Raw genomic sequence first — 25,572 nt, forward strand, 5'->3', positions numbered from 1 at the left:
CCTCTCTTTCCGTCAACGGGTAATGTCATGACCTCAGAACCGTCGCTCAGCGATTCCCGCTCCACCGCCTCGTCCCGGGCTGTATCGGCATTCGGCGCCGCTTTCGCGACCCTCGATGCCGCCATGCTCGATGCCAGGCACCAGTGCATCCAGCTGCGGGCCGCCTACCAGGCCTCGGAATTCAGCACCGATATCCGCTTCAGGGGGCTGCTCACCCGGGACGCCCAGGGCCTGTTTCACGCCAGCACCCCGCAGGAGTTCACCGCCCGCCAGGGTAGCACGGCCAGCCTGTGGCCCTCCGTGCCGCAAGACAGCGAACTGCCCCCGGGCCACCGGATCGAGGCTGGCTATGTGTCCTACAGCGACACCGCACCCGCCGCCAGCCTGTCCGAGGACGAGCAGATCCACCAGGCGCTGGCTTCGGGCTTCTCCGACAAGATCGGTTATCTGCAGCAGGCGATCAGCCTGCGTGCGCGGTTCGCGACATGCTATCTGGCCGTCGGCGACGGCGTGCTGCTGCGTTACCTTTCCAGCGACTCGAAAGCCGAGCAGGCACTCCAGGCCGGCCTGCAGGCCCCCTCGGCCATCCTCGGTCATCTGCTGCAGTTGCCTGCGCCGCTGGTTTCGGCCCTGGACAAGCGGACACTGACGCCACTGGCCCTGATTCACCAGGTTGCCGAGGCCGGCGAGCTGTCGATCGTCAGCGGCGATGCCTTCTGGGGCCCGGCGCAGCGCATCACCAGCACCTGGAAACCCGACGCTGCCGGGATCCGCACCACGCAGGCACGCAAGGATCAACCCACGTCGGCCCTGAGCCGAACCTTCGTCAGCTTCGATGAGGCTGTGCGGCATATCCATGGCCAGGTGGGGCTCAAGGGCCGGCACCGACAACAATCGCTGATCGTGAAGCATCCACACAAGGACGAATTCCGCGCCACCGAGCCGGTCGCCGTTGCCGGCCCGCTGTTCGACCCCATCGGCCTGCAGGCGCTGCCAGCGCAAGTGGTGCTGGCCGGCCTGTACGCCCAGGCCGACGGCCTGCCCGGGCAGTCGCCGCCAGAGGAAAACTGGCTGTATGAAAACACCCTGCGCCCCCACGACCTGCTCGCCGGTCTCGACCAGGCCCGGCGCCTGCGCCCCCAGGGCGGAGCGCCCCTGCCATTGTGCCTGGGTACCGCCGATGGCGCCCTGCTGTCCTACCAGTCCGGGGACAGCGAACTGGAACGGGCCCTGCTCCCCGAACGCGCCGACTGGCAAGCGCGAGCCGAGCGCTTCAACCGCGAACTGCTCAATGGCAAGCTGTCGACCTCGCAATGGGTACGCCGCCTGGCCGAAGCCGGGACCCTGCGGGTACTGGTCGGCAGCCGCCTGTGGAATCGCGCCGGCAGGGTGCCGGCCGATACCTGGCAACCCTTCGCCGACAGCCCCGTACCGGAACTGGGCCAGGCGTTTCTCTCGGCCGATGATGCGGCGCGCTATGCCCAGCAGATCACTCTGGGCGGCCACGCCCGGCAAATGGGCGGCTTGATCTTTCAACGCGCGGACCAGAGCTTCGTCGCCACACAACCGCGTTTCACCGAAGGCCGGCTGTTCGACGCCAGCCAGCTCTATCCCAGCACGGAAACCGGCCTTCCCGCCTTCCCGGCGGGGCATCGGCTGCATGCCGTGTATCGCTCCAACATCAACCTGAGGAATGTCGAGCGTTCCGGAGCACTGGCGAACCTGCCCGAGGATGAGTTCCGCCTGGCTCACCGCAGCATCACCGCCCAGGAAGTACTAGCCACCATCGCCGGCCGGTCCGCGGGCCTGCAGGCCTTCTATGTGCTGATGAGCGACCTCAACCTGGTCAAGTACCTGCCCAGCGACAGCCAGGAGGAGGACCAACTGGTCATCCGTCTGCTGCCCAAGGCCCGTTCTGGCCGCAGTGCCATCGAGGAACAACTGGAAAAGGGCGAACTGCTGCCCAGCGATTTCATCAGGCTGCTGGCCAAGACCCAGGGCCTTTACCTGGTCCGGGGCGACCGCTACTGGGGCAAGCCTGGCAAGCTGCCAGCGAACTGGGCCCCCAATCCCATCGTGGCACCGCTCGATCAGCCGAGGCCGGCCCTGGGGCCGCTGTTCGACAACCTGGAAGCCGCCGCCCGCCACACCCTGCAACGCCTCGATGGCCAGCACCCGCAACAGCGGATCAGCTTCATCCTCAAGCATCGGCAAGGGGCACGATACGTCGCCTGCGAACCGGTCGTGGCCGGCACGCCGCCGTTTTCCCCGGCCGCGGTATTCGGCACGAATGCCATGGGCCATCCCGACCTGCCGGCCGATTTCGAGCTGGCGGCCATCAGCTACAGCGCCGCGTTGTATCCCGACCCCGTCCCTGCCGGGGACAGTTGGCAGTACCGCAATGTCTTCAACCCCATCGATCTTGCCGCCGCCCTGCCCTATCTGCGCCCGGATGATCCGCTCGACGAAGCGCTGCCCCTCTACCTGAGCACCCGCGAGGGCGCCTGGCTCAAGTACCTGTCACGGGATGCCGAGGCCGACGACCTGCTGCTCAAGCGCCAGGGCAGCGAGCCGAGCCTCGGCGAACAGGTGACCCTGGGCAACCTGGAAGTTCGCCATTTCGTCCATGGCCTGGCCCGTGCCGGCAGCCTGAGCGTGCTCAGGAGCAGCGAACTGTGGGATCGCGAAGGGCCGGTCAGCGACACCTGGAAGCCCTACCAGCACTTCCAGCGCCGCCTGCTGGGGCCGGTGTTCTCCCGCGCCGACGATGCCGCCCGGCATGCCCATGGGCAGATTCCGCATCGTCACGACCAAGTCCATGGCGGCCTGGTGCTGCAGCGTCCGGACGGGCTGTTCGTCGCCACCGAACCCTGGCTGTCGCCGACGGCGGTCTTCGACCACCAGCGGGTTTTCCCCAAGGACGTCAAGGCGGCGTTCTTCCCCGAAAACCACAAGGTGGTCGGCGTCTACCACTCGGGCCTGGGCACCATCGACTTCCACCTGCCCGAGGACGAAGCCGAGCTCTACCTCAATCTGTTCCGCACCTGGGACCTCCACCAGGCGATCAGGGAACGCGACTCGATCCCCTACCGCTATTTCTCGGGCAGCGACGGCTCGCTGATTCGCTATACGGCCAGCGGCTCCGCCCATGAGCAGGTGTTGTTCAACCAGCTGTCACCGCCCGCCGACCGCCCGCTGCAGGTGATGGACAACCCCCTGCAACGGCGGATCAGCAGTGCCAGGGCGGATGACAAGGGCGTGCTGGCCACCTATGCCCGGGACCTGCTGCAGGCCGGTGAACTGCTGGTGCTGGTACCGGGCGCGATCTGGGTCCACAAGGGTGTGGTCTCCAGCCTGAATGCCAGCGCCGACGGCTTTCGCGCCGGCAACAGCCGCCAGGCGAGCAATCACGGACACGCCACGGCCTTCCCGGACCTGAGCCCGGTGCATATCGACGCCCAGGATGCCCTGCGCCATGCCCTGGCCGCGGCAGGCCAGTCGGACGAGACGCTGTTCGGTTTCATCTTCAGGAAAACCGGACGCGAGGAATATGTCTCGACCGCTGCCGTCGCCGATGGCGGGTCCCGGTTCAACCGCTACCGGGTGTTTCCCGAGCATGTCGACCTGTTCAAGATGATTGCCCAGGGCTACGACTTCGACGGGGTCTATGTCGCCCCACCGGTCCGCCAAGGTACGACCGGACTGCTGGCCGACCCGACCTATCGCCACTTCATCGGTGCACGCGACTTTGCCCACCTGATCGCCACCGCCCGTGGCGTCTGCCCCGTGTCCCAGACACCCGGGCTGGAATCGAGCGTCAAGCTCTACCTGTCGATCCCTGATGGAGCCCTGCTGCAATACCAGGTCGAGGTGTTTCCCAAGCAGGACGAGACCGCCGAGGGCGCGGTCTTCGCCTCGGATGGCATCCCGACCCAGGGCCAGTTGGAGGAGGGCACCCTGGCTCCGCTGGCCTACCTGCGCCAGGTCGCGGCCGGCGGCAAGCTGCAGGTATTGCGCAGCGGCAGCTTCTGGTCGGCACGCGGCCCGATCGGCACGAACTGGGACCCCGCCCTGCAAGCGGCCAGGCAACCGGAACGCTATGAAGTCGGCCCGCTGTTCAATCACGCCGACGACGCCGCACGCTACAGCCATCGGCGGATCGAGCGTCGGCATCAGCAACTGGTGGTCAGTGCGACCTATCGCTGCCAGGCCAGTCACTGCTACGCGGTCATCGAACCGTTCAGCAATGAGCGGGAGGTCAAGGTCACTCGCGCCATCGCCGCGACCAAGGCCCAGGAACTGGACCAGGAGCGCCTGCCGCTGACATTCGACCACACCTATGACCTGCACAGCCTGCATATCGCCCATGCCACGGGCCCGGCCTACCTGGGCACCGAGCGTACGGCGGTGCTCGACTTCTTTTCCGTCACCTTTATCTGCTTCGCCACCCGGACCCTGGAGAACCAGGGGACCTATCTCGGGGGGCTGTATCTCTCCGCGGCGGATGGTGCGCTGCTCAAGTACACCCCGCTTGGCTCCGCCGCCCAACGCCAGTTGTGCGCCACGGGCCTGCCCGCGCAGAACGGTTCTTCGGCCGAGCATCAGGTGATCGAACTGCCCGATGCCGCCTTCGTGCAGAAGGTCGCCGCCACCGGCAACCTCAGCGTGCTGGTCACCAGCGGGCAGTGGCGACAGGCAGGCCCGGTGGAGCCCAGCTGGAAACCGCTGGCCAGTCTCCCCACCCGCCTGTCCAGGACCGCACGGGCACTGACACCCCCGCTGATCAACAGCTTCCATGAACTGGGCGTGGGCGCGACCGATGTCATCGACCCGCAGCGGGCCCTGCCGGTATTGGTCGGGCCGCTGCAACTGCAGCCGAAGGACAGGATAGAGCTGTACTGGGGCACTCATCCCAACCCCGTCGCCACCCATGTCCAGGGCAACACGCCCAGCAGTGGGCACATCACCCTGAAAGTCGAAACCCGCTGGATCACCTCCGGGACCACGACCGTGCGTTATGTGCTCACCCCCTTTCCCGGCGGTACGCCCGAGGAAGGCCGGCAGACGGTGCGGGTCAAGCTCGACAGTCCCGGTGCTCCCGAACGCTCGTGCAAGGCCGGCAACGGCGCCACCCTCTGCGAGAACGAAAAACTCGCCTTGCCCCAGGTGCTGCCGCCCGGGGTGATCGAGGACCCCGAGGGCGTCAGCGTGGTGGTCAGGCGTTATGCGAACATGGCCCGTGGCGACCGGATCCTGGTGTCCTGGCATGGTCGCCACGTGCAGCACCCCGAGCTGATGGAGCCGAGCGACGAAGTGGTGATCCCCATCGATCCGGAGATCATCCGGGATGCCGGCAACTCCGATTCGATCATCGTGCGCTACGAGATCCGCGACGAGGTGGGCAACTGGTCGCAATGGTCACGGCCGGCACTCATCGAGGTCGGGATCGGCGATCCGTCCCTGCTCGCACCGGTGGTTCCCAAGGCCCAGGGCATGATGCTGAACCTGGACGAACTCGACGGCGCCGACGTGCAGGTGCTGGTACTGCGCTACGAAGGGATGAACAGCGGTCATACCGTGCGCCTGGTGGTGGAGCGCGAGGATGCCGAGGGCCAGCAGCTGCTGCCCCATACCCAGAGCAGCCCCGGACACGACAGCGACCCCTTCGTCTCCTTCATGGTCCCCTACGAGCAGTTCATTGCCATTCTCCGTGGCCTGGCCCGCTTCTATTACTATGTCGACATCGCCGGCCAGCCCAGCCGTCGCTCCAAGAGCCGGCCGCTGTGGATCACCGGCCGGGCACGCACCCTCAAGCCGCCGCGGGTGCCGCTTGCCGAGCAGAACGGCAACGTGCTCGACCCGGCATTCCGTAATGTGATCGCCCATGTCGAGCCCTACGACTTCATCGCCGCCGGGCAGCAGGTCAAGCTGACCTGGCTCGGCCGGACGGCCAGCGGCAGCGAGGTGCCGTATGACCGGACGATCACCCTGCGCGAGGAGGACATCGACAAGGACATCCAGTTCCTGATTCCCGACGACAAGGTCAGCGTGCTGGCCGGTGGCTCGGTCACCCTGCACTACGAAGTCACCACCAGCGCCGGGGACAGCTTCCCGTCGCTGCCGCGCTACCTGCCGGTCAGTGCCGGCCCGCTCGATCTGCCCAGGCCCAGGGTCCGTGAAGCCGGCGGCACGTTCCTGCTACCGGAACTGGCCCAGCGCGGGGCGACCATCGACGTGCGCTATGCCGGCATGCAGGGCAGCGACAGCGTCCAGGCCTACTGGCGCGGGACTGCGGGCAACGGCACGCCGACGCTGCCGGCGCAACCGGGCAGCGACAGCGGCAGCCTGGCCTTCTTCGCCCCGGTCACCGCGGTCAGCGCCAACATCGGCAAAAACGTGGATGTCGGCTATACCCTCACCCGTGGCAGTGTGGCGTCACCGTCCGAGGTCCTGCCACTGTCGGTGCTGCTGCCGCGAAACCTGCCGGCCCCCGAGGTTCGCGAGGCCAGGGATCGGCTGCTGGACCTGAACACCTTCAGCGCAGATGCCACCGTGGAGGTCGGCAAGTGGCCGCATATCCAGGTCGGGCAACGGGTCTGGCTGCAGGTCGAAGGCACCCGCAACGATGGTACGCCCTATCGTTTCACGCTCTGGAAGGCGGAGGAAATCACCAGTATCTCCGACGTCATTCACGGCAAGCTGCCACGCAGCGGGCTCGACAGCCTGCGGGACCTGAGCGGCCTGACGCTGACCCTCAAGGCGAGCTTCGATGGCAGTGCCGACGAAACCACGGCCGTACTCTTCCCACGGTTGACCCTGACGGTGCGGGCGAAAATGCGCGTGCCTGAACTGCTGCTCGATACCAGCCCGGTCAACCTGCACGGCCAGATATTCCTGATCCCCTGCCACCCTCAGGTGCTGCCCGAATTCGGCCCGGGCACCTGGGTCCAGCGGGTGCCCAGCGGCGGAGTCCCCGGCTACACCTACAGCAGCGAGAATCCGAAGGTCGCCGCAGTCGACCGCAATGGCCGGGTAACGGTACGCAGCAACGGCAGCACGCATATCGTGGTGCGGGACAAGGCCGGGCAGTTCAAGAAATACCAGGTCAACGTGTACGGTGTGATGCTGTGCTACGACCTCGGCGTCGCCAACAGCGATGACACGACCGAGAACGCCACGATGAAGGGCCTGAGGCTCCCCGACATCGACGAGCTCAAGGCCATTCGCAGGCTCTATGGCAATCGCTGGCCACTGCAGCACAGCACGGAGAAGTTCACCTGGTCGATGACCGCGAAGAAAGGCACGCTGGGCCTGATCCTGCTGGTGCTGGACATGCGCAAGCCGGACGTGGCGGAGATCCCCCACCCCGGGCTCACCGTCGACCTCGGCCTGGTGACCCTGACCCACCATGCCTCGGGCCTGGGCCTGGGCAGCAGGCTGCTGCCCTGCACCTGATCCGTTGATCCGGGCGTCGCGCAGCCCGCTGCGACGACGCCCCACGCCTGCACCCGGGCTCCATGGCGGAGCCCATTGACCCCCGTCAATACCCGCCGCTGGCTATTTGCCCATGCTTGGCTTGCTTTAGTCTGCCTATAACTCCGGGCCGGACATGCAGGCCGCCTGGCAGGCCGTCTGCGCGTTGGCCCGAACCGTGGATGGGGAACCATGAACACTTCAATCAGTACCGCCTACAACTACCGGGTGGTCCGCCAATTCGCCATTATGACGGTGGTGTGGGGCATCGTCGGTATGGGGCTCGGGGTTTTCCTCGCGGCCCAATTGGTCTGGCCCGAACTCAACTTCAACCTGCCGTGGACCAGCTTCGGCCGCCTGCGCCCGCTGCACACCAACGCGGTGATCTTCGCCTTCGGCGGCTGCGCACTGTTCGCCAGCTCCTACTACTCGGTGCAGCGCACCTGCCAGACCCAGCTGTTTTCGCCCAAGGTGGCGGCCTTCACCTTCTGGGGCTGGCAGCTGGTGATCCTGCTGGCAGCCATCAGCCTGCCGCTGGGCTACACCAGCTCCAAGGAATACGCCGAGCTGGAATGGCCGATCGACCTGCTGATCACCATCGTCTGGGTCGCCTATGCCTACGTGTTCTTCGGCACGGTGATGAAGCGCACCACCAAGCACATCTATGTCGGCAACTGGTTCTTCGGCGCATTCATCATCACCGTGGCGATCCTGCATATCGTCAACAACCTGGAAATCCCGGTCAGCCTGACCAAGTCCTACTCGCTCTACGCCGGTGCCACCGACGCCATGGTGCAGTGGTGGTACGGGCACAACGCGGTGGGCTTCTTCCTGACCGCCGGTTTCCTGGGGATGATGTACTACTTCGTGCCCAAGCAGGCCGAACGCCCGGTGTATTCCTATCGCCTGTCCATCGTGCACTTCTGGGCGCTGATCACCCTGTACATCTGGGCCGGTCCCCACCACCTGCACTACACCGCCCTGCCGGACTGGGCCCAGTCGCTGGGCATGGTGATGTCGCTGATCCTGCTGGCACCCAGCTGGGGCGGCATGATCAACGGCATGATGACCCTCTCGGGCGCCTGGCATAAGCTGCGCAGCGACCCGATCCTGCGCTTCCTCGTGGTGTCCCTGGCGTTCTACGGCATGTCGACCTTCGAGGGTCCGATGATGGCGATCAAGACCGTCAACGCTCTCTCCCACTACACCGACTGGACCATCGGCCATGTGCACGCCGGGGCGCTGGGCTGGGTGGCGATGATCTCCATCGGCGCGCTGTACCACATGATCCCGAAAGTCTTCGGCCGCGAGCAGATGCACAGCGTCGGCCTGATCAACGCGCACTTCTGGCTGGCCACCATCGGCACCGTGCTCTACATCGCCTCGATGTGGGTCAACGGTATCGCCCAGGGCCTGATGTGGCGCGCGGTCAACGAGGACGGCACGCTGACCTATTCCTTCGTCGAAACCCTGGTGGCCAGCCATCCCGGCTTCATCGTGCGGCTGATCGGCGGTGCCATCTTCCTCAGCGGCATGCTGCTGATGGCCTACAACACCTGGCGCACCGTGCGCGGTGCAGCACCTGCCACCGTCACCGCCAACGCGCAGATGGCCTGAGGAGTTCGCCATGAAACACGAAGTGATCGAAAAGAACGTCGGCCTGCTGATGCTGCTGATGGTATTCGCCGTCAGCATCGGCGGCCTGACCCAGATCGTCCCGCTGTTCTTCCAGGACGTCACCAACAAGCCGGTCGAAGGCATGAAGCCCTACACCGCACTGCAACTGGAAGGCCGCGACATCTACATCCGCGAAGGCTGCGTCGGTTGCCACTCGCAGATGATCCGGCCGTTCCGCGCCGAGACCGAACGCTACGGGCACTATTCGGTAGCGGGTGAAAGCGTCTGGGACCACCCGTTCCTGTGGGGTTCCAAGCGTACCGGCCCGGACCTGGCCCGGGTCGGCGGCCGCTATTCGGACGACTGGCACCGTGCGCACCTGTACAACCCGCGCAACGTGGTACCGGAATCGAAGATGCCGGCCTACCCGTGGCTGGTCGCCAACGCCCTGGACAGCAGCCACACCGAAACCAAGCTGCGCGCCATGCGCACCCTCGGCGTGCCCTACAGCGACGACGACATCGCCGGCGCCGTCGCCAGCCTCAAGGGCAAGAGCGAGATGGACGCGCTGGTCGCCTACCTGCAGGTGCTCGGCACCGCGATCAAGAGCAAGAGGTGAGCCATGGAGATCAGTAGCGGAATGATCCGCGGCCTCGGCACCCTGGTGGTGATGATCGCCTTCGTCGGCCTCGCCATCTGGGTGTTCAACGGCAAGCGCAATCCGGAGTTCGCCCAGGCACGCATGCTGCCGTTCGCCGACGATCCATTGCCCGAAACACCTGAACAAGACCCTGCAACAAGGAGCAACCGGCCATGACCACCTTCTGGAGTACGTACATCTGCGTACTGACCATCGGCAGCCTGATCGGCCTGACCTGGCTGCTGATCGGCACGCGCAAGGGCGAGACCAAGGGCAGCGTCGACCAGACCATGGGCCACAGCTTCGACGGCATCGAGGAGTACGATAACCCGCTGCCGCAGTGGTGGTTCATGCTGTTCGCCGGCACCCTGGTGTTTTCCGTCGGCTACCTGATCCTCTACCCCGGCCTGGGCAACTGGAAAGGCATCCTGCCCGGCTACGAGAACGGCTGGACCGGCGTGCACGAGTGGGAAAAGGAAATGGACAAGGCCGATGCCAGGTTCGGGCCGATCTTCGCCAAGTTCGCGGCCATGCCCGTGGAAGAAGTGGCCAAGGATCCACAGGCGCTGAAAATGGGCGGACGCCTGTTCGCTTCCAACTGCGCGGTCTGCCACGGCTCGGACGCCAAGGGCGCCTACGGTTTCCCGAACCTGGCCGATGACAGCTGGCGTTGGGGCGGCAGTGCCGACACGATCAAGACCACCATCATGGGTGGCCGCATCGCGGCGATGCCGGCCTGGGGCGACATCCTCGGTGAGGACGGTGTGCGCAACGTCGCCGCCTATGTGCGCCACGGCCTGGGCAAGCTGCCGCTGCCGGAAGGCAACGGCGCGGACCTGGCCGCCGGCCAGCAGGTCTTCAACACCAACTGCGTCGCCTGCCATGGCGCCACCGGCCAGGGTACCCAGGCCATGGGCGCACCGGACCTGACCACACCGGCCGCGTTCATCTACGGCACCAGCCTGGCGCAACTGCAGCAGACCATCCGCCACGGTCGCCAGGGCCACATGCCGGCCCAGAGCGAACTGCTCGGCAACGACAAGGTGCAGTTGCTGGCCGCTTACGTGTACAGCCTTTCCCACGGCAGTCAAGGAGAAAACAAAGCTCAATAAATACCGGATATTTCCTGCCGCATCGATCAGGATGCGGCAGTTCCCCTCCCCTGCGCGACCGAGTGTCGCACCTCGGTTTCGCTCTGCCTACCCACTCCCGGGAATCGGTACTAAGCTTTCCAAACCTCGATCAATCCGCAACCCCTCGTCAACCGGTCGGTCACGGTTTTCGCGAGCGCGCGTTTTGACCCTACACCGAGCATGGAAAGGCCGCAGAATCAGCGTCGCAAGGTATTGACCCAGGTCATGGCGCGTTGCAATGACCCTACTCTTTATCCATACTTGCGGCCGATTTTCACCCCTAATAACTATACCCAAACCGTGGAACCTTAGAATGAGCACAGCAATAAGTCAGACTGCTTATAACTATAAGGTAGTCCGCCAGTTCGCCATCATGACGGTGGTCTGGGGGATCCTTGGCATGGGGCTCGGAGTCTTCATTGCCTCTCAACTGGTCTGGCCGGAGCTGAATTTCGGTCTGCCGTGGACGAGTTTTGGACGCCTGCGCCCGCTGCACACCAACCTGGTGATCTTCGCCTTCGGTGGTTGTGCACTGTTTGCCACCTCCTACTATGTGGTGCAGCGTACCTGCCAGGTGCGACTGATCTCCGACAGCCTCGCGGCCTTCCACTTCTGGGGTTGGCAAGCCGTGATCGTCGGCGCCCTGGTCACCCTGCCGCTGGGCTACACCACCACCAAGGAATACGCGGAACTGGAATGGCCGCTGGCTATCCTGCTGGCCATCGTCTGGGTGGTCTACGCCCTGGTGTTCTTCGGCACCATCATCAAGCGCAAGACCAAGCACATCTATGTCGGCAACTGGTTCTACGGTGCGTTCATCATCGTTACCGCCATGCTGCACATCGTCAACCACGCCTCGCTGCCGGTGAGCTTCTTCAAGTCCTACTCGGCCTACTCCGGCGCGACCGACGCGATGATCCAGTGGTGGTACGGGCATAACGCGGTGGGCTTCTTCCTCACCACCGGCTTCCTCGGGATGATGTACTACTTCGTGCCGAAACAGGCCGAACGCCCGATCTACTCCTATCGCCTGTCCATCGTCCACTTCTGGGCACTGATCACCCTGTACATCTGGGCCGGTCCCCACCACCTGCACTACACCGCCCTGCCGGACTGGGCCCAGTCGCTGGGCATGGCCATGTCGATCATCCTGCTGGCCCCGAGCTGGGGCGGCATGATCAACGGCATGATGACCCTCTCCGGCGCCTGGCATAAGCTGCGCACCGACCCGATCCTGCGCTTCCTCGTCGTCTCCCTGGCGTTCTACGGCATGTCGACCTTCGAGGGTCCGATGATGGCGATCAAGACCGTCAACTCGCTCTCGCACTACACCGACTGGACCATCGGCCACGTCCACGCCGGCGCCCTCGGCTGGGTGGCGATGATTTCCATCGGTGCGGTCTATCACATGATTCCCAAGCTGTTCGGCCGCGAGCAGATGCACAGCGTCGGCCTGATCAACGCGCACTTCTGGCTGGCGACCATCGGCACGGTGCTCTACATCGCCTCGATGTGGGTCAACGGCATCACCCAGGGCCTGATGTGGCGGGCGATCAACGACGACGGCACGCTGACCTACTCCTTCGTCGAAGCGCTGCAGGCCAGCCACCCCGGCTTCATCGTCCGCGCCCTGGGCGGGGCGTTCTTCGCCACGGGCATGCTGCTGATGGCCTACAACACCTTCCGTACCGTTCGCGCCTCGAACCCGGCTGAAGCTGAAGCCGCCGCTCAGATCGCTGTCGTTGGAGCCCACTGATGAAGCACGAAGTAGTCGAGAAGAATATCGGCCTGCTGGCCTTCTTCATGGTCATCGCCGTGAGCATCGGCGGCCTGACCCAGATCGTCCCGCTGTTCTTCCAGGACGTCACCAACAAGCCGGTCGAAGGCATGAAGCCACGTACCGCCCTGGAACTGGAAGGCCGCGACATCTACATCGCCAACGGTTGTGTCGGCTGCCACTCGCAGATGATCCGGCCGTTCCGCGCCGAAACCGAACGCTACGGGCACTACTCGGTAGCCGGTGAAAGCGTCTGGGACCACCCGTTCCTGTGGGGCTCCAAGCGTACCGGCCCGGACCTGGCCCGTGTCGGCGGTCGTTACTCCGATGACTGGCACCGCGCGCACCTGTACAACCCGCGCAACGTGGTGCCCGAGTCGAAAATGCCGGCGTACCCGTTCCTCGTGGAAAACAAGCTCGACGGCAAGGACACCGCGAAGAAGATGGAAGTCCTGCGCTCGCTCGGCGTGCCCTATACCGACGAAGACATCGCCGGTGCCAGGGATGCCGTGAAGGGCAAGACCGAAATGGACGCGCTGGTGGCCTACCTGCAAGGCCTTGGCACCATCATCAAAAGCAAACGGTGATTGTTCATGGATATCGGGATGATTCGTGGCCTTGGCACCCTCGTGGTGATGGTGGCCTTTGTCGGCCTGGCCTTGTGGGTCTTCAGCCCCAAGCGCAAGGCGGAGTTTGAAGACGCGACCTTGCTGCCTTTCGCGGACGATCCCGAAGCCATCAAGCACGTCGAGCAAGCTTCTAGGAGTAACAAAGAATGACTACGTTCTGGAGTCTGTACGTCACAGTCCTCAGCCTGGGTACCATCTTCGCCTTGACCTGGCTGCTGCTGTCGACCCGCAAGGGCCAGCGCGCCGAGCAGACCGACGAGACCGTCGGCCACTCCTTCGACGGCATCGAGGAGTACGACAACCCACTGCCGAAATGGTGGTTCATGCTGTTCGTCGGCACCCTGATCTTCGCTCTCGGCTACCTGGTGCTGTACCCGGGCCTGGGCAACTGGAAAGGGGTACTGCCAGGTTACAACTACCTGGACAACGAGAAGCAGACCCCCTTCGCCAACGGCCAGACCGGCTGGACCGGCGTGCACGAGTGGGAGAAGGAAATGGCCAGGTCGGATGCCAAATTCGGGCCGATCTTCGCCAAATACGCCGCCATGCCCATCGAGGAAGTGGCCAAGGACCCGCAGGCCCTGAAGATGGGTGGGCGACTGTTCGCCTCCAACTGCTCGGTGTGTCACGGTTCAGACGCCAAGGGGGCCTATGGCTTCCCCAACCTGACCGATGAAGACTGGCGCTGGGGCGGCGACCCGCAGACCATCAAGCAGACCATCATGGGCGGTCGCCATGCGGTGATGCCGGCCTGGGCCGAGGTGATCGGCGAGCAGGGCGTGGCCGATGTCGCCGCGTTCGTGCTGACCAACCTCGACGGTCGCAAGCTGCCGGAAGGCGCCAAGGCCGACCCGGTCAATGGCCAGAAGCTGTTCGCCGCCAACTGCGTGGCCTGCCATGGACCGGAAGGCAAGGGTACCCCGGCCATGGGCGCACCGAACCTGACGCACCCGGCCGCGTTCATCTACGGTTCGAGCTTCGCGCAGTTGCAACAGACCATCCGTTACGGTCGCCAGGGGCAGATGCCGGCCCAGGAGCAGACCCAGGGCAACGACAAGGTCCACCTGCTGGCGGCCTACGTCTACAGCCTGTCCCACGGTAACGACAAGCCCGCCGAATAAGCCCCGGCTTGCCGCAACGACAAAGGCCCCGCCGGCATGGACCGACGGGGCCTTTTTCATGGTGCAGGGCCCTCACGCCCGCCAGAATCGGCACATGCCAGCCACGGCCTTGGCCTATAGTCAATTGATCTGAGTCATGCTTTGTTACATTCGCTACACCATACCGAGCTTTCACCCAACGCGACCAAAGGTCGCACCCGTTGAGCCGGGGCAGAGGCGTATCATTAAGCCACTGCACTAAGCTTCAACGCTATCCGATCACGGTCGGCACGTACTGACCGCGACATTTTCCCCCTGCCGTGGGATGCAATGATGAGCAATCAGATTCCGGTACACGACGTCACTCCGCCTGCCAAGCAACAGAACAACGCCGTCGACCTCTACGCCTCACGCGAAAAAATCTACACCCGAGCCTTCACCGGGCTGTTCCGCAACCTGCGGATGGCCGGCGGCGCCGTGCTGTTCCTGCTCTACTTCGGTACGGTCTGGCTGAACTGGGGCGGCCACCAGGCCGTCTGGTGGAACCTGCCGGAACGCAAGTTCTTCATCTTCGGCGCGACCTTCTGGCCCCAGGACTTCATCCTGCTGTCGGGCATGCTGATCATCGCCGCCTTCGGCCTGTTCTTCATCACCGTCTACGCCGGGCGCATCTGGTGCGGCTACACCTGCCCGCAGAGCGTCTGGACCTGGATCTTCATGTGGTGCGAGAAAGTCACCGAGGGGGATCGCAACCAGCGCATCAAGCTCGACAAGGCGCCGATGAGCGCCAACAAGTTCCTGCGCAAGTTCAGCAAGCACAGCCTGTGGCTGCTGATCGGCTTCGTCACCGGCATGACCTTCGTCGGCTACTTCTCGCCGATCCGCGAACTGGTGATCGACTTCTTCACCGGGCAAGCCGATGGCTGGTCGTATTTCTGGGTCGGTTTCTTCACCCTCGCCACCTATGGCAACGCCGGCTGGCTGCGTGAGCAGGTGTGCATCTACATGTGCCCCTACGCGCGCTTCCAGAGCGTGATGTTCGACAAGGACACCCTGATCGTCTCCTACGACCCGCGCCGTGGCGAAGGCCGTGGCCCGCGCAAGAAAGGCGCCGACTACAAGGCCCAGGGCCTGGGCGACTGCATCGACTGCACGATGTGCGTGCAGGTCTGCCCCACCGGCATCGACATCCGCGATGGCCTGCAGATCGAATGCATCGGCTGCGCCGCCTGCATCGACGCCTGTGACAGCATCATGGACAAGATGGAATATCCGCGCGGGCTGATCAGCTACACCACCGAGCACAACCTGTCCGGGCAGAAGACCCACACCCTGCGCCCTCGCCTGATCGGCTACGCGGTGGTGCTGCTGGCGATGATCAGTCTGTTGATCACCGCGTTCCTCATGCGCTCGCTGGTCGGCTTCGACGTCAGCAAGGACCGCGTCCTCTATCGCGAAAATGCCGAGGGTCGGATCGAGAACGTCTACAGCCTGAAGATCATGAACAAGGACCAGCGCGACCACACCTACGTGCTCGATGCCGCCGGCCTGCCCGACCTGCGCCTGCAGGGGCGGCGCGAGATCCGCGTGCCGGCCGGGGAGATCTTCAGCATGCCGGTGGAACTCTCCAGTTCTCCCGAGCAACTGCCGTCGAGCACCAACGAGGTGAAATTCATCCTCAGGGACGCCGATGACGCCAGCGTTCACGTCGAAGCCAAGAGCCGGTTCATCGGCCCGCAAATCCGCTAAGGGAAGCCACAATGTCCGTCGCAACTGCCACCCACCCCTGGTACAAGCACCTCTGGCCGTGGATCATCATCGGCATCCTGGCCTGCTCGGTCGCCCTGACCCTGTCGATGGTGACCATCGCGGTGAAGAACCCGGACAACCTGGTCAACGACAACTACTACGAGGCCGGCAAGGGCATCAACCGTTCCCTGGACCGCGAGTTGCTGGCCCAGTCGCTGAAGATGCGCGCCAACGTGCACTTCGACGACGTGACCGGTGAGGTCGACCTGCGCCTGAGCGGCGACAGCACGCCTGCGACCCTGGAGTTGAACCTGATCTCGCCGACCCAGCCGGAGAAGGATCGCAAGATCAGCCTCAACCGCAGCCAGACCGAACAGGGCCGCTACATCGGCCAGTTGAGCGACAAGGTCGAGGGCCGGCGCTTCGTCGAACTGCTGGGTACCCAGGACGGCAAGACCTGGCGGATGTTCGAGGAAGAGCAGGTCAGCCATGACCGCGACCTGCTGCTGGGCGACGAGCCGCTCAAGGGTGCCGAAGACCTCGACAACTGACCGCGCACGGAATCGATCGACCCACATCACTTATGACCACCCCACTCCCCTGTTACCACTGCGCCCTGCCCGTCCCCTCGGGCAGCCGCTTCACCGCCGCAGTGCTGGGCGAGACCCGCGAGTTCTGCTGCCCGGGCTGCCAGGCCGTGGCCGAGGCCATCGTCGCCGGCGGCCTGGAGCACTACTACAGCCATCGCAGCGAGACCTCCGCCAACCCCGACGTCCTGCCGGTGCAACTGCCGGATGAACTGGCGCTGTACGACCGCGCCGATGTGCAGCAGCCCTTCGTCCGTCACGACGGCGAACTGGCCGAAACCACCCTGCTGATCGAAGGCATCAGTTGCGCGGCCTGTGGCTGGCTGATCGAAAGGCACCTGCGCAACCTGCCGGCGGTGGCCGAGGCACGGCTGAACCTGTCCAATCACCGCTTGCAGGTCAGCTGGGCCGACAGCCAGCTGCCGCTGAGCAGCCTGCTGGCCGAACTGCGGCAGATCGGCTACGCCGCCCACCCCTATCGACCCGACCGCGCCAGCGAACAGTTGGCCGCCGAGAACCGCAAGTCCCTGCGCCAGCTGGGCGTGGCCGGCCTGCTGTGGTTCCAGGCGATGATGGCGACCATGGCCACGTGGCCGGAATTCAATATCGACCTGAGCCCGGAGCTGCATGTCATCCTGCGCTGGGTCGCGCTGTTCCTGACCACCCCGATCGTCTTCTACAGTTGCGCGCCGTTCTTTCGCGGCGCCCTGCGCGACCTGCGTACCCGCCACCTGACCATGGACGTCTCGGTCTCGCTGGCGATCGGCAGCGCCTACTGCGCCGGGATCTGGACCTCGATCAGCGGCGTCGGCGAGCTGTACTTCGATGCGGTGGGCATGTTCGCCCTGTTTCTGCTGGCCGGCCGCTATCTGGAACGACGCGCCCGCGAGCGCACGGCGGCGGCCACCGCGCAACTGGTCAACCTGCTGCCGGCGTCCTGCCTGCGCCTGCAGGCGGACGGCCAGAGCGAACGCATCCTGCTCGATGAACTGCGCCTGGGTGACCAGGTGCTGGTGCATCCCGGTGCCGTGCTACCCGCGGACGGCCGGATTCTCCAGGGCCAGTCGAGCATCGACGAATCGCTGCTGACCGGCGAATACCTGCCGCAACCACGTGGCCCGGGCGAGGCGGTCACCGCCGGCACGCTGAACGTCGAAGGCGCCCTGACGGTCGAGATCCTCGCCCTCGGCCAGGACACTCGCCTGTCGGCCATCGTCCGCCTGCTGGAACGGGCCCAGAGCGAGAAGCCGCACCTGGCGGAGATCGCCGACCGCGCCTCGCAATGGTTCCTGCTGCTGTCGCTGATCGCCGCCGTGGCCATCGGCCTGCTCTGGTGGCAGGTCGAGCCACAGCGGGCGTTCTGGATCGTCCTGGCGATGCTGGTGGCGACCTGCCCCTGCGCCCTGTCGCTGGCCACCCCGACCGCCCTCACCGCGGCCACCGGCACCCTGCACAAGCTCGGCCTGCTGCTGACCCGCGGGCATGTGCTCGAAGGGCTGAACCAGATCGACACGGTGATTTTCGACAAGACCGGCACCCTCACCGAAGGCCGCCTGGCGCTGCGCGCCATCCACCCGCTGGGAGCGCTGGACAGCGAACGCTGCCTGGCCTTGGCCGCGGCGCTGGAGAACCGCTCCGAGCACCCGATCGCCAGGGCCTTCGGCCGTGCCCCGCAAGCCGCCGAAGACGTCCTGAGTACACCCGGACGCGGCCTGGAAGGCCGGGTCGGCGCGCAGTGGTTGCGGATCGGCCAGGCGCAGTTCGTCTGTGAACTCAGCGGCTGCGCCCTGCCGACAGCGCCGGATGCCAGCGGACAGTGGCTGCTGCTCGGCGACCGCCAGGGCGCGCTGGCCTGGTTCGTCCTCGACGACCGGCTGCGCGGCGATGCCCCGGACCTGCTCGCGGCCTGCCGTGCCCGTGGCTGGCGCACCCTGCTGCTATCCGGCGACAGTTCGCCGATGGTCACCGACGTGGCTGCGCAACTGGGGATCGACGAGGCCCGTGGCGGGCTGAGCCCGGATGACAAGTTGCAGGTGCTCAGGCAATTGCAGCAGCAGGGCCGCAAGGTGCTGATGCTGGGGGACGGGGTCAACGACGTGCCGGTGCTGGCCGCGGCCGACATCAGCGTCGCCATGGGCTCGGCCACCGACCTGGCCAAGACCAGTGCCGACGCCGTGCTGCTGTCCAACCGCCTCGACGCCCTGGTGCAGGCCTTCGACCTGGCCCGCCGGACCCGTCGGGTGATCATCGAGAACCTGGCCTGGGCGGCACTGTACAATGGGCTCATGTTGCCGTTCGCCGCCCTCGGCTGGATCACGCCGATATGGGCGGCGGTCGGTATGTCCATCAGCTCGTTGACGGTGGTGCTGAACGCCTTGCGCCTGACTCGCCTGCCCGGCCCGCAGGGCGACCACGTCCTGACCGAAACCCGCCCGCAACCGGCCTGAACCGGGCGGGCCTGGAGTAAAGATGCCAGCACTCTACGTGATGATCCCGGCGGCACTGCTGATCGTCGCCATCGCCGTCTACATTTTCTTCTGGGCGGTGGACAGCGGCCAGTACGACGACCTCGACGGCCCGGCCCACAGCATCCTGTTCGACGACCAGGACCCGAACCACAAGGCCGCCATCGACGAGGCCGACGGTACGGGCAACGAGCGCGATCGGCGGACGCCGCCCCATGCCTGAACTGGTGCCACTGCTGGTTTCCGCGGTGATCCTCGGCCTGCTCGGCGGCGGTCATTGCCTGGGCATGTGCGGCGGCCTGATGGGCGCCCTGACCCTGGCGATCCCCCGCGAACAACGGGCGCGACGCCTGCGCCTGCTGCTGGCCTACAACCTCGGGCGGGTGCTCAGCTACGGAGCGGCCGGCCTGCTCACCGGGCTGGCCGGCTGGGCGGTGGCCAGCAGCCCGGCGGCGGCGGCGTTGCGGGTCGTGGCTGGCCTGCTGCTGATCAGCATGGGCCTGTACCTGGCCGGCTGGTGGAGTGGCCTGACCCGCATCGAAGCTCTCGGCCGCGGCCTGTGGCGGCATATCCAACCGGTTGCCAATCGCCTGCTGCCGGTGTCGAGCCTGCCCCGTGCGCTGCTGCTGGGTACGCTCTGGGGCTGGCTGCCGTGTGGCCTGGTCTACAGCACGCTGCTGTGGGCGGCGAGCCGCGGCAACGCGCTGGACAGCGCGCTGCTGATGCTCGCCTTCGGCCTGGGCACCTGGCCGGTGCTGCTGGCGACCGGGCTGGCGGCGGAACGGGTCACGGCGCTGTTGCGCAAACGCGGTGTACGCCTGGGCGGCGGCCTGCTGGTGATGCTGTTCGGCCTGTGGACCCTGCCGGGACCGCACCAGCACTGGTTGATGGGGCACTGAGCGGCTCCGAGACCCTTGATACAAATCAACATGCCTGCGTCGCGATCCCCCTAGACTCCGGGCATTGCAGCCAATCCGGGGGAACGCCCGCATGCTCGACGCCATTCGTTGGGACTCTGATCTTATTCGCCGTTACGACCTTGCGGGACCGCGTTACACCTCCTACCCCACCGCCGTACAATTCAACAGCCAGGTCGGCACCTTCGACCTGTTGCACGCCCTGCGCGACAGCCGCAAGGCCTCGCGGCCGCTGTCGCTGTATGTGCATGTGCCGTTCTGCGCGAACATCTGCTACTACTGCGCCTGCAACAAGGTCATCACCAAGGACCGCGGCCGCGCCCAGCCCTATCTGCAGCGCCTGGAACAGGAAATCCAGCTGGTGGCCTGCCACCTGGACCCGAACCAGAAAGTCGAGCAGTTGCACTTCGGCGGTGGCACGCCGACCTTTCTCAGCCATGACGAACTGCGCCAGTTGATGGCCAGGCTGCGCCAGCACTTCAACCTGCTGGATGACGACTCCGGCGACTACGGCATCGAGATCGACCCGCGGGAAGCCGACTGGTCGACCATGGGCCTGTTGCGCGAGCTGGGCTTCAACCGGATCAGCATCGGCCTGCAGGACCTCGACCCGAGCGTGCAGCGGGCGGTCAATCGCCTGCAGAGCCTGGATGAAACCCGTGCGGTGATCGAGGCGGCGCGGACCCTGCAATTCCGCTCGATCAATATCGACCTGATCTACGGCCTGCCCAAGCAGACCCCGGAACATTTCGCCCGCACCGTGGACGAAGTGATCAACCTGCAGCCGGACCGCCTTTCGGTGTTCAACTATGCCCACCTGCCCGAGCGCTTCCTGCCCCAGCGGCGGATCAACAGCCATGAGCTGCCGGCTCCGGCCGACAAGCTGGAAATGCTCCATCGCACCATCGAGCAATTGACCGCCGCCGGCTATCGCTACATCGGCATGGATCACTTCGCCCTGCCGGACGACGAACTGGCGATCGCCCAGGAAGAGTCCACCCTGCAGCGCAACTTCCAGGGCTACACCACCCATGGCCACTGCGACCTGATCGGCTTGGGCGTGTCGGCCATCAGCCAGATCGGCGACCTGTACTGCCAGAACAGCAGCGACCTGAACCAGTACCAGAACACCCTGGCCAGCGCGCAACTGGCCACCAGTCGCGGCCTGCTGTGCAACGCCGACGACCGGCTGCGCCGGGAAGTGATCCAGCAGATCATCTGCAACTTCAGCCTGGAGTTCGCCCGGATCGAGCAGCAGTTCACCCTCGACTTCCGCGGCTACTTCGCCGAACTCTGGCCACGCCTGATGGGCATGGCCGACGATGGCCTGATCGAGCTGGACAACGAGCGGCTCACCGTTCTGCCCGCCGGGCGCCTGCTGGTACGCTCGGTGTGCATGGTATTCGATGCCTACCTGGAACAGCAGAATCGCCAGCGCTTCTCCCGGGTGATCTGAAAATTACACTTTCGTAGGGGTGCGCCATTTTGGCGCAGGCTGGCCTGAACAAGCCCTGCTGGGGTACCCTTACGGCTTATGTGTGATTTCCCACAAGGATTCAAGAAATGTCCGAGCCCGTGAAGCTGCGCGCCCACAGCCAGGCCAACTGCAAGGATTGCAGCCTGGCCCCTCTCTGCCTGCCACTTTCATTGAATCTGGAGGACATGGATGCGCTGGACGAAATCGTCAAACGCGGCCGCCCGCTGAAGAAAGGGGAATTCCTCTTTCGCCAGGGCGATACCTTCGGCTCCGTCTACGCCGTGCGCTCCGGCGCACTGAAGACCTTCAGCCTGAGCGACGGCGGCGAGGAACAGATCACCGGTTTCCACCTGCCCAGCGAACTGGTCGGGCTGTCGGGGATGGACACCGAGACCTACCCGGTATCGGCCCAGGCCCTGGAAACCACTTCGGTGTGCGAGATTCCCTTCGAGCGCCTGGACGAACTGGCCCTGCAACTGCCGCAGTTGCGCCGCCAACTGATGCGGGTGATGAGCCGGGAGATCCGCGACGACCAGCAGATGATGCTGCTGTTGTCGAAAAAGACCGCCGACGAGCGGATCGCCACGTTCCTGGTCAACCTTTCGGCCCGTTTCCGCGCCCGCGGGTTCTCCGCCAACCAGTTCCGCCTGAGCATGTCGCGCAACGAGATCGGCAACTACCTGGGCCTTGCGGTGGAAACCGTCTCGCGGGTGTTCACCCGCTTCCAGGGCAGCGAACTGATCGCCGCCGAAGGCAAGGAAGTGCACATCCTCGACCCGATCCAGCTCTGTGCCCTCGCCGGCGGTTCGCTGGAAAGCTGATCCGGCGGCCGGCCTGACCAATTCGCACAGGCCACTGGGCACCGTCGCAGGTATACTGGGCACCTACCGCTCTCCAGGAAACCTGCGACGATGGCTTTCGACACCTTCGACATCAAATCCCTGATCCGCCCGGTTATCGATTTCCCGAAACCGGGCGTGATTTTCCGCGACATCACGCCACTGTTCCAGTCGCCACGGGCGGTCCGGCTGGTGGCCGACAGCTTCATCCACCGTTATGTCGAAGCCGACTTCAGCCACATCGGCGCGATGGACGCCCGCGGCTTCCTGATCGGCTCGATCATCGCCCACCAGTTGAACAAGCCGCTGATCCTGTTCCGCAAGCAGGGCAAGTTGCCAGCGGATGTCCTGTCCGAGGGCTACCAGACCGAATACGGCGAGGCCTTCCTCGAAGTGCATGCCGACAGCCTGTGCGAAGGCGATTCGGTGCTGATCTTCGATGACCTGATCGCCACCGGCGGCACCCTGATCGCCGCCGCCAACCTGGTCCGGCGCATGGGCGCCAAGGTCTTCGAGGCCGCCGCGATCATCGACCTGCCGGAGCTGGGCGGCTCCCGGCGGCTGAACGACATGAACGTGCCGACCTACTGCCTGACCCAATTCTCGCTGGCGGAAAAGTAACGGCCGGTGGGCTCAGAGCCCCATCTGCTTGCCGATGATCTCGTTCATCACTTCGCGGGTACCGCCGCCGATGGAGAGGATGCGGTTGTCGCGGTACAACCGCTCCACCAGGCTCTCGCGCATATAGCCGAGGCCCCCGAGGATCTGCACCGCATCGTGGGTGATCCGTTCGGCGGTATCGGTGGCGAAGTTCTTCGCCATCGACACCTCCTTGACCACGCTCTGCCCTGCCGCCATCTTCGCCGCCTGGCGATAGGTGAATTCCCGTGATACCTCCAGGGCCGTCGCCATCTCGGCCAGGCGGTGCCGGATCACCTGGAACTTGCCGATGGGTTTGCCGAAGGCTTCGCGTGCTCGCGCCCATTTCAGGCTTTCCTCCAACGCCAGCTGGGCGGTCATGTTGGCCATGATCGCCAGGGCCAGGCGTTCGTTCTGGAAGTTGCCCATGATGCAGGCAAACCCCATGTTCTCGGCACCGATCAGGTTGCCCAGCGGTACCCGGCAATCGTCGAAGAACAGTTCGGCGGTATCCGACGCCCACCAGCCCATCTTCTTCAACGGCCGGCCGACGGTGAAACCCGGTGTGCCCTTCTCGACCAGCAACAGGCTGATACCACCAAAACCCGGCTCGCCGGTGCGTACCGCCACGGTGTAATAGTCGGCGCGCACGCCGCTGGTGATGAAGGTCTTGCTGCCGCTGACGCGGTAACAGTCGCCATCGCGCACGGCACGGGTCTGCAGGTTGGCGACATCCGATCCGCCGCCCGGCTCGGTCACTGCGAGGGCACTGATCTTCTCGCCGGCCAGCACGGCCGGCACCACCCGCTCACGCACCTCCGGTCGCGCCCATTTGACGATGGGGGGCAGGCCGATATCCAGGGAGCCGAGGCCCGCCACCAGGCCGCCGGAGCCGCAGCGCATCAGTTCCTCGCTGGCCGCGACCTTGGCGAACAGATCGCCTTCATGGCTGCCGCCCAGCACCTCGGGATAACCGATACCGAGGATACCGGCGGCACCAGCCTTGAGGTAAAGCTCGCGGGGGAAGCCTTCGGCTTCTTCCCATTGCTCGATGTCCGGAAGAATTTCCCGCTCGACGAAACGCCTGACGCTGTCGCGTATCAGTTGATGGCCGGGGTTGAAGTATTCCTGAAAGGCAGACATGGGCAAGCTCCCTGGGAAGACCCAGAGAACTTACCTAGCGCTTGCTTGGTTTTCAAGTCCCTTGCATGCGGTGATATTGAGGATGCTTTCGCGGGCAAGCCACGCTCCTACAGGCCCGAGTCGTACGCAAGTCTGATGCCCGGCTTGGGCCTGTAGGAGCGTGGCTTGCCCGCGAAGCGCTTGGCGACTGTCAGCCGAGCACTTCACTCAGGGGAATGAAGTTCAGCCAATCGCCCTCCACCAGCGTGGTCCCCTCCAACACTTCCACCAGCCCTTCGGCCCACGCCGCACTGCGCAGGACACCGGAGCTCTGGTTGCGGTAGATGATCGCCCGGCCCTTCTCCAGCCGTGCACGCAGGTATTCGCGGCGATTGCCGGGCTTGGGCCAGGCGAACCCGGCCGGCACCCGCAAGCGCAACGGCTCGACCTCCTGCACACCCTGGCGGCGCAGCAGGTAGGGGCGCGCCAGCAGCGCAAAGGTCACCAGGGTCGACGCCGGGTTACCCGGCAGGCCGATCACCGGCACCCCGCGAAAATGCCCGAAGGTCAGCGGCTTGCCCGGCTTGATCGCCAGTTTCCACAGGTCCAGTTCGCCGGCCTCGCGCAAGGCGATGCCGAGGAAGTCCGCTTCACCGACCGACACGCCGCCGGTGGACAGGATCAGGTCGACATCCCCCAGCTCCGCCAGGCGCTGGCGGGTAGCCGGCAGATCGTCTGGCAGGATTCCGGCATCGACCACGGTGCAACCCAGCCGCTTGAGCCAGCTGCAGAGCAGGACCCGATTGCTGTTGTAGATCTGCCCTGCCCCCAGCGGCTGGCCCGGCTCGACCAGTTCATCACCGGTCGACAGCACCGCGACGCGCACCGGGCGGATCACCTCCAGTTCGGCACAGCCGAGTGAGGCCGCCAGCCCCTGCTCCACCGGCCCCAGGCGAGTGCCCGCCGACAAGACCCGTTCGCCGACCGTGGTTTCCTGGCCCTGGGGCCGGATGTTCTGCTGTGGCTTGAGCGGCTGGGTGAAACGTACCCGCTGATCGTCCTGCACCTCGGCGTTTTCCTGCATTTCCACGCAGTCGGCGCCGGCCGGCACCGGCGCGCCGGTGAAGATCCGCGCACAGGTGCCAGGCAGCAGCGGTTGCGGAGCCTGCCCGGCGAAAATCCGCTGGCTGACCGGCAACGGCTCGCCCTGCCAGTCGGCCAGGCGCAGCGCATAACCATCCATGGCACTGTTCGGCCAGGGCGGCAGATCGAGGCTGGAGACCAGGTCCTCGGCCAGCACCCGACCCTCGACAGCCGCCAGCGACAGGCGCTCGACCTCGCGGATCGGCGCCGCCTCGGCCAGTTCGAGCAGCCGGGCCAAGGCGACTTCGACCGGCATCAGCGCACC

The 25,572-nt window shown here is 65.3% G+C and carries 19 protein-coding genes; 17 read left to right on the top strand and 2 right to left on the bottom strand.

The window, feature by feature from the left end; genetic code table 11:
- The first annotated feature begins 27 nt into the window (after positions 1-27).
- From PF66_RS12710 to PF66_RS12790, 17 genes are all read left to right on the top strand, one after another.
- Positions 28-7,455 carry an Ig-like domain-containing protein gene (locus PF66_RS12710; RefSeq protein ID WP_152973010.1) on the top strand — a complete coding sequence of 2,476 codons (7,428 nt, stop codon included), beginning with the start codon at positions 28-30 and terminating at the stop codon, positions 7,453-7,455.
- A gap of 210 nt (positions 7,456-7,665) precedes the next feature.
- Positions 7,666-9,090: a cytochrome-c oxidase, cbb3-type subunit I gene (gene ccoN / locus PF66_RS12715; protein WP_054061065.1), complete on the top strand. Its 1,425-nt coding sequence runs from the start codon at positions 7,666-7,668 to the stop codon at positions 9,088-9,090.
- Positions 9,091-9,100: 10 nt separating this feature from the next.
- Positions 9,101-9,709, top strand: a complete 609-nt coding sequence (gene ccoO, locus PF66_RS12720; protein WP_054061066.1) for a cytochrome-c oxidase, cbb3-type subunit II — start codon at positions 9,101-9,103, stop codon at positions 9,707-9,709.
- A gap of 3 nt (positions 9,710-9,712) precedes the next feature.
- Positions 9,713-9,907, top strand: a complete 195-nt coding sequence (locus tag PF66_RS12725) for a cbb3-type cytochrome oxidase subunit 3 (RefSeq protein WP_337959421.1) — start codon at positions 9,713-9,715, stop codon at positions 9,905-9,907.
- Entirely contained in the window at positions 9,904-10,842 is a 939-nt protein-coding gene (ccoP, locus tag PF66_RS12730) for a cytochrome-c oxidase, cbb3-type subunit III (RefSeq protein WP_054061067.1), read from the top strand. Before PF66_RS12725 ends, ccoP (PF66_RS12730) begins: the two co-directional genes overlap by 4 nt.
- 334 nt (positions 10,843-11,176) lie before the next feature.
- Entirely contained in the window at positions 11,177-12,619 is a 1,443-nt protein-coding gene (gene ccoN / locus PF66_RS12735; protein ID WP_054061068.1) for a cytochrome-c oxidase, cbb3-type subunit I, read from the top strand.
- Positions 12,619-13,227 carry a cytochrome-c oxidase, cbb3-type subunit II gene (gene ccoO, locus PF66_RS12740; protein WP_017905624.1) on the top strand — a complete coding sequence of 203 codons (609 nt, stop codon included), beginning with the start codon at positions 12,619-12,621 and terminating at the stop codon, positions 13,225-13,227. The genes ccoN (PF66_RS12735) and ccoO (PF66_RS12740) overlap by 1 nt, the downstream gene beginning before the upstream one ends.
- A gap of 6 nt (positions 13,228-13,233) precedes the next feature.
- Positions 13,234-13,419, top strand: coding sequence for a CcoQ/FixQ family Cbb3-type cytochrome c oxidase assembly chaperone (locus PF66_RS12745; RefSeq protein WP_026145428.1), 186 nt, complete (start codon positions 13,234-13,236; stop codon positions 13,417-13,419).
- On the top strand, positions 13,416-14,390 hold the full coding sequence (ccoP, locus tag PF66_RS12750; protein WP_054061069.1) for a cytochrome-c oxidase, cbb3-type subunit III: 975 nt from the start codon (positions 13,416-13,418) through the stop codon (positions 14,388-14,390). Before PF66_RS12745 ends, ccoP (PF66_RS12750) begins: the two co-directional genes overlap by 4 nt.
- Before the next feature lie 312 nt (positions 14,391-14,702).
- Positions 14,703-16,118, top strand: a complete 1,416-nt coding sequence (ccoG, locus tag PF66_RS12755; RefSeq protein ID WP_054061070.1) for a cytochrome c oxidase accessory protein CcoG — start codon at positions 14,703-14,705, stop codon at positions 16,116-16,118.
- An 11-nt stretch (positions 16,119-16,129) separates the two neighbouring features.
- The gene (locus tag PF66_RS12760; RefSeq protein ID WP_054062889.1) at positions 16,130-16,669 is read left to right on the top strand and encodes a FixH family protein; all 540 of its coding nucleotides are present in this window, start codon (positions 16,130-16,132) and stop codon (positions 16,667-16,669) included.
- 32 nt (positions 16,670-16,701) lie between these two features.
- On the top strand, positions 16,702-19,152 hold the full coding sequence (locus PF66_RS12765) for a heavy metal translocating P-type ATPase (RefSeq protein WP_054062890.1): 2,451 nt from the start codon (positions 16,702-16,704) through the stop codon (positions 19,150-19,152).
- A 22-nt stretch (positions 19,153-19,174) separates the two neighbouring features.
- On the top strand, positions 19,175-19,393 hold the full coding sequence (gene ccoS / locus PF66_RS12770; RefSeq protein ID WP_054061543.1) for a cbb3-type cytochrome oxidase assembly protein CcoS: 219 nt from the start codon (positions 19,175-19,177) through the stop codon (positions 19,391-19,393).
- A complete protein-coding gene (locus PF66_RS12775; protein WP_054062891.1) occupies positions 19,386-20,069 on the top strand; it encodes a sulfite exporter TauE/SafE family protein in 684 nt (227 codons plus the stop codon). The genes ccoS and PF66_RS12775 overlap by 8 nt, the downstream gene beginning before the upstream one ends.
- Positions 20,070-20,160: 91 nt before the next feature.
- A complete protein-coding gene (hemN, locus tag PF66_RS12780) occupies positions 20,161-21,543 on the top strand; it encodes an oxygen-independent coproporphyrinogen III oxidase (RefSeq protein ID WP_054061458.1) in 1,383 nt (460 codons plus the stop codon).
- A gap of 107 nt (positions 21,544-21,650) precedes the next feature.
- Positions 21,651-22,385 carry a fumarate/nitrate reduction transcriptional regulator Fnr gene (fnr, locus tag PF66_RS12785; RefSeq protein ID WP_054061459.1) on the top strand — a complete coding sequence of 245 codons (735 nt, stop codon included), beginning with the start codon at positions 21,651-21,653 and terminating at the stop codon, positions 22,383-22,385.
- A 90-nt stretch (positions 22,386-22,475) separates the two neighbouring features.
- Positions 22,476-23,024, top strand: a complete 549-nt coding sequence (locus PF66_RS12790; RefSeq protein ID WP_054061460.1) for an adenine phosphoribosyltransferase — start codon at positions 22,476-22,478, stop codon at positions 23,022-23,024.
- A gap of 12 nt (positions 23,025-23,036) precedes the next feature.
- Here the strand turns inward: PF66_RS12790 and PF66_RS12795 are convergent, their stop codons facing one another.
- Both PF66_RS12795 and glp read right to left on the bottom strand, forming a co-directional pair.
- A complete protein-coding gene (locus PF66_RS12795; protein ID WP_054061461.1) occupies positions 23,037-24,185 on the bottom strand; it encodes an acyl-CoA dehydrogenase family protein in 1,149 nt (382 codons plus the stop codon).
- 190 nt (positions 24,186-24,375) lie between these two features.
- The gene (gene glp, locus PF66_RS12800; protein WP_162491343.1) at positions 24,376-25,563 is read right to left on the bottom strand and encodes a gephyrin-like molybdotransferase Glp; all 1,188 of its coding nucleotides are present in this window, start codon (positions 25,561-25,563) and stop codon (positions 24,376-24,378) included.
- Positions 25,564-25,572 lie beyond the last annotated feature (9 nt).

It is taken from the genome of Pseudomonas asplenii, from assembly GCF_001293465.1.
GTDB classification, from domain to species: Bacteria; Pseudomonadota; Gammaproteobacteria; order Pseudomonadales; family Pseudomonadaceae; genus Aquipseudomonas; species Aquipseudomonas fuscovaginae_B.